Below are 5759 nucleotides of genomic sequence, written 5' to 3'. Positions count from 1 at the left end.
GAATCGGTGATCGGTTTAAACCGGAATGAGCGATCGGATAATCCCGGAATCAGGGGTCGCAATACTCCGGAATATGCAAACTCATAAAATCTGATGGTGGAGCTATCGTATACAAATCTAAGTTTGAACCTATCCACTACACTTGCCCGAGATGTATTGCAGAAAAGAAGGTCATCAACATATTACAGTTCACGGATCACTTCGAGGGTTTTTATAATTGCCCTAGTTGTGAAAAACCATTCAAAGTTGATCCAACACAAAAGGTCAGCTCTATTGCATTTGCAAACACAGACTACGACCCTCTTGGCTAATACGTGTATAACAAATTGTTCAAGCAGACAGCTAACGTTTGGCGACTTTGGTTTGGTTGAGTCTTGTGATTACGGTGGTTTTGTTTGAGTGTAGTGGCGGTTAGCTGCTACTTAACAAGGCGTTAGCTGCTTTTTTTGTAAACGAGGATTAATCGTGATTCTTTATAAATATATGTCTTTTTCATCGGCTTGTTCAGTGATAGGAAATAGGTCTATTGGTTTTTCTTGCTTGGAAGACCTTAACGATCCTTTTGAGTGTGCAGCTTTGTGCTTTAAAGGTTCAGATGAATTAAGTAGTAAATTACAGCATAATCCTCATAAAAATCGCTTAAGTCGTAATTACGGTGTCTTATCGTTAACTCGAAATCCATTGAATGCATTAATGTGGGCACATTATGGAGATGACCACCGAGGTGTTGTCATCGGGATTGATGTGAATAAAGCTCAACTTAATACGGTAGAAAATTGTGTTATCCCAGCCAATAATGGTGAAATAATATACACCTCTACTATGCCTCAAAATAAGTTACCTACCGCTAATGTTGACTCATTAATGTCAATTGGCAAAGAGCATGCGTCATTTCATGAACATGATTTTGAATTGTTTAAAAATGCGTTCCTATACAAAGATCTGGCGTGGGGTTATGAAGAAGAAGTTCGTGTAATTAAGAATATACGAAATCCTCAGGATAACTCACGCTACAGTGATAGTAATTTTGCAAATGAGTCGGGAGACTGGAGTCAAATTCAGGTCTATGGACGTCCGCTGTATTGTTTATCGATTCCAGCAGAGTCGATAGTAGAGGCATACTTAGGTTGTTCAAGTTATTCAAACGTTACTCGCTTAGGTTTAGACAAGGAACTTTATATTAATACACGCAAAGAATGGAAATCTCAGGGTATAAATGTGCAGCTAGTACGACGTTGCGAAGGTTCCTGGAAACTTGAATTATCAGATCACAAAATTTAGTACGCAGCTAACAAAGGCATCAAGGTGACGCTTTACACTCGGCGGTTTTGGTATGGAGTTTGGTGGGTTTGGTAAGTTGGTCGTGGCGCACCTTATGCCCGGCGTTATGTCTTGTAGCACCAATAATTGATAAGGGTAGATAATGGATCTATTTGAAGAAGCTAAAAAAAGACTTTCCAAGTTAATGGAAACCTTTAAACATACAAATTCAAAAGAAATTCTGGGTCTAGTTGGATCAACCGGTGCTGGCGGCTCAAAATCTCAAGGCGAGAGCCAGTGGACTGTTAATTTTAGTCTTGAAAACTGGAGGTATCTTGAAGAAAGTAACCTAAAAGACATAAAACTAACTGTTAGAAAGGAAGTTTCTGAGCAACAACTTGGTGAATATCAGAAGGAAATAGACATATACACCCCTTATCGCCTCAAAGTGAAAGTTGTAGAAAGCAGTGATTTTGCTGGAGCTCAGGCTTACTTAGAAAAAATAGTCGGCAAGTCTGATGATCGAGAACTTTTAGCATTGGCAGCAGAGCTACAAAAGCCAGTTACATTCGAAGATGAATTACTGGGCAAATTTACGCTTGATAGAAAAGTAGATTGGTTTGAATCAGAAACGAAATGGGGTAGAGACAAAATTTGTCTCAGCCTGTCGACTGACGACTGTACCGATGAGAAGGCGTCTTTAGAGATGGCGAAAAAGCTTTGGCAGGACCAAGAAAGTTGGTCACAAAAAGTTGTTGAATTTGCAGTTGAAGAGTTACTTGAACTAAAAAATGACTCGTGGTTGGAAGAAGACGAGCCTGAAGTAACTAAAGATCAATTTATTGAGAAAATGAAGCTTGAGTCTATCACTGTTTATCCCGATGGCGAATTTGAATTTTGGCACCATGACGGTGATCTCTTTTGGGGGCACTCTATCCAGATATCAGGAAGTCTTAGTGAAGGGCTTACAAATGCAGACATTCCAGGATAGAGACATAACAATGCAATCAAGGTGATGCATTACACTCGGCATTTTTGGTTTGGAGTTCGGTGTGTCTTGCAGGTTCAGTGTTAGCACACCTTATTGCTGGCGTTAGCCCTAAGGAGAGTTTGTGAGTACATGGAAATTAACTATTAAACCTGATAGTAAGGCTGGTCATGATCCCTTTGTATTATGTAAAAATAAATCATTGTTGGGTATTGGTTGGTCTGGAGCTTATGAGAATGAGCAAGCTTCATGTATAAGTGAAGCCCGTAGATTAGTAGAAAAAAGATATAGTAAATGGCCATATGCGGTAAGGAAACTATTAGAGGAGGTTAAGGAAGGTGATCATGTTTGGTTACACCAACGAGGCCACTATTATCTGTGCCGAGCACATAAGGATATTGTTCTGGGAACAGCAATAGATCAAGATTTCATGAGCTACGACCTTGGTCATGCTCGAAAAGCTGATTGGGTAAAAGTGCCTGAAGTGTTTGTTTCCGGTGCAGTCCAACGAGGTACAATTGCTCAACGAATGATTCAAAAAATTAAAATAACTTCAGAAGAAAGAAAATGTCATGAAGTTATGTTTAATAAACTATTCGCTAATCCTAACTGGATACCAAGCATTGACATGCCGCGTTTGAGAGATCAAATTGTAAAAATGAAAATGTATGAATTATTTGCAATTATGACACCTGATGAAGTCGAAGATGTTATTGCGACTTACTTGCAAAGTGAAGGATGGTATTTAATTAAATCTACGTGTTTTAGAAGCAAACCTGTTTTTGAATTCACTATGTTTAATAAACAGTCAGAGACATGTCATGTGCAGGTGAAATCAGGTAGGCACCCGGATCCTCTTCCACCAATGAAATACAACGAGTATGTGGCTGACAAAAAGCTTGTTTGCTTATTTTCAACAAATCGTAATGCTTACCCAGGTGAAAGTGTTAAAGGTGTTAACTGCTTGTCTCATGAAGAAATATACACTTGGATAATAGACAATAGCTGGTCTCTTACTGAACCGCTAAAACAAAAGCTCTGGATATACCTGTGTGAACAGGGCTAACAAGGCCATCAAGGTGATGCGTTTTACTCGGCATTTTTGGTATGGAGTTCAGTGCGCTTTGCTAGTTTAGTGGGGCACACCTTATGGCTGGCGTTAGCCCCTTAATGGCAAAGGTTATTATAATGAAGAAAAAGTGGTGGATTGTTTCTTGTTTTATATTACTGACATCGTTTTCATTGATAGCAAACGATGAAAATTCTGGTGAAGTTACCAATATTTCATTGTTATCCTCAATCCGTGAGGTTGAGGAAGATAGAAGTATTGAAAATGTCACGAAAATGATTGAGGAAATAAATAAAGCAACATATGTTGTTGCAATATTTCCTAATCAGTTGACAGAGAATAAGCGTACTGATGATGGAATTGTCACTATAAAGGCAGGTCAAGAAATTAACTATATGACATTAAAGTCGACTGATGGAAATATGTATATTCCTATATTTACTGATATACAGGCAAAAGATTATTTTATAGAAGAGGAATCTGATGCATTAGTTTATCCTGCAAAAGAGCTCTGGAAGAAGATTACGCTTATGGATAGTATTCATGGTGTTGCAATTAATCCTGGTTTACAAAATGTTCCATTGGAATTTGAGTTGATAAAACAATTAAATCCAGATGTTTTCGGAGAAAATCAGGGCTAACAAAGCAATCAAGGTGACCCGTTACACTTGGCATTTTTGGTTCGAAGTTCGGTGCGCTTGGTAAGTTAATAGAGGGGCACCTTATCGCAGGCGTTATAAGCCATTCTTATACATCCTGTTGCTCACATCAAAGAAAGTACATTAGAAATCATGTAAGGTACTGTTAATTGGTAATAAAACGGTATAGATAGTGTGAATTATGGCTAAAAATGAAATCCTAATTATTGAGTCAAGAAGTGCAAAAGATATTTATGATGATAGATACGAAGGAGCGACCCTTAAAGATGTCTTAAAATTACAAGGAATATCGGCAAAGCACTTTGAAGTCGTTGATAAAGAGTACTTTGAAAAAGCAATTAAATACGCAGCAAAAGAACATATAAAGTATGTACATTTTAGTGGGCATGGCTCTCTGGATGGTATCTCTCTAACAAACGACTTCATTACTTGGCAAGAGTTTGATCAAATGGCATGGCCACATTTAAAAGATACTTGTTTGTGTTTTTCAAGTTGTGATGTTGCAAATGGAGTTCAAGAAATATTCGAATACCACAAGTCATTTTGTAACGCAGTTATTGCCCCTACGAGGCCAATAACTTGGGGGGAAGGTCTTGTTTCATTTAGTGCTTTGTATCATAGAGCCATGTCATGCTCTACCAGCTCCAATCAAGACGTCAGAGTCTTAAACCATATCGTTGGTGCGGGTACATTTAGTTTTATTGCTTCTCCTTTTAGATCAACTACCTATGCAGTAGGCTTATAACAAAGCCATCAAGGTGATGCGTTACACTCGGCGGTTTTGGTATGGAGTTCAGTGTGTTTTGTTGGTTCGACGGGGCACACCTTATGNTAAGTCCGAAGATAAGTAGGTTGTTGTTATATTTGCTGCCTTGAAGTCTGGCAATTCAATATCATAATTTCAACGTTACTTTGCTGTGAAAGTGTTGGCGCATCTCTTTGGCTATTGGTTTGGCGAAGCAGCCAAGCTTCTCCGCATCAGGTTGTCATGCAGGTTTCTCTGGCTCAAATCGTTGAAAGTGAATCGGAATTATCAGAGTCCGGATTTGTTGCCTGTATGCCGCAGATTTATCACGCGTGGAAAGATTTTCGGCCAAGTATGATCGTATTAATGGATGGAGTTGCATAACAAAGGTATCAAGGTGACTTGTTTGACTCGGCATTTTTGGTTTGGAGTTTAATGGGTTTGGTGAGTTCACCGTGGCGCACCTTATCCCAGGCGTTAGGCATGAGAAAAGCCTACTTTATGATCTAGTCGTAACCGCATCGCTCAAGAACGGGAAATCTTAGGCTACTCATTCATCGTAAGGCTGTCCTTAATGTTCGGTGAAATGCAGGTTGTTCCGTTCTTTGCTGCCTCAAACGATGGCAATAAGCATTCCTAGCTTCCTCGATACACCGCTGTGAAAGGCTTGTCGTTAACTTAACTCATCAGTCTGATGGTGCAGCCTCGATTAGCATCTCATCAGGGTGTCATGCAAATGTTGCTGGCTTTAAGATGTTGATAGTATTTATCTTACGTCAAGATTCGTGGATGCTGTATCCCATGGCTGGCGACGGAAAATGCTGAGAGTTCATCGGCTAAGTAGGGATGCCGCAAGTGGAAATGCCTAACAAGGCAATCAAGGTGACCCGTTACACTCGGCGGTTTTGGTATGAGGTTCGTGCGCTTTGATAGTTCAGAGTGGGGCACCTTATTGCAGGCGTTATATTGCTAGAGGAGTTCAACGTATTGAATCATTACTCTTTTGTTTTTATGGAAAGTTTAAACGAGAGCTTTCTG

General features: G+C 39.4%; 5 protein-coding genes. All 5 read left to right on the top strand.

Annotation, left to right across the window (positions count from 1 at the left end; translation table 11 throughout):
- The first annotated feature begins 465 nt into the window (after positions 1-465).
- The 5 genes from BIT28_RS15890 (at position 466) to BIT28_RS15870 (ending at position 4721) form a co-directional block, all read left to right on the top strand.
- The gene (locus BIT28_RS15890; protein WP_075765444.1) at positions 466-1281 is read left to right on the top strand and encodes a DUF2971 domain-containing protein; all 816 of its coding nucleotides are present in this window, start codon (positions 466-468) and stop codon (positions 1279-1281) included.
- A gap of 142 nt (positions 1282-1423) precedes the next feature.
- Entirely contained in the window at positions 1424-2251 is an 828-nt protein-coding gene (locus BIT28_RS15885) for a DUF2262 domain-containing protein (RefSeq protein ID WP_083651893.1), read from the top strand.
- Positions 2252-2372: 121 nt separating this feature from the next.
- Positions 2373-3314, top strand: a complete 942-nt coding sequence (locus tag BIT28_RS15880) for a hypothetical protein (protein WP_075765440.1) — start codon at positions 2373-2375, stop codon at positions 3312-3314.
- A gap of 122 nt (positions 3315-3436) precedes the next feature.
- Positions 3437-3958 carry an SseB family protein gene (locus BIT28_RS15875; RefSeq protein ID WP_175577548.1) on the top strand — a complete coding sequence of 174 codons (522 nt, stop codon included), beginning with the start codon at positions 3437-3439 and terminating at the stop codon, positions 3956-3958.
- A 199-nt stretch (positions 3959-4157) separates the two neighbouring features.
- Positions 4158-4721: a type 1 periplasmic-binding domain-containing protein gene (locus BIT28_RS15870; RefSeq protein WP_245823716.1), complete on the top strand. Its 564-nt coding sequence runs from the start codon at positions 4158-4160 to the stop codon at positions 4719-4721.
- Positions 4722-5759: the final 1038 nt, after the last annotated feature.

Source organism: Photobacterium proteolyticum, assembly GCF_001939735.1.
In the GTDB taxonomy this organism is placed as follows: domain Bacteria; phylum Pseudomonadota; class Gammaproteobacteria; order Enterobacterales; family Vibrionaceae; genus Photobacterium; species Photobacterium proteolyticum.
This window is presented reverse-complemented; position numbering and strand designations above follow the sequence as displayed.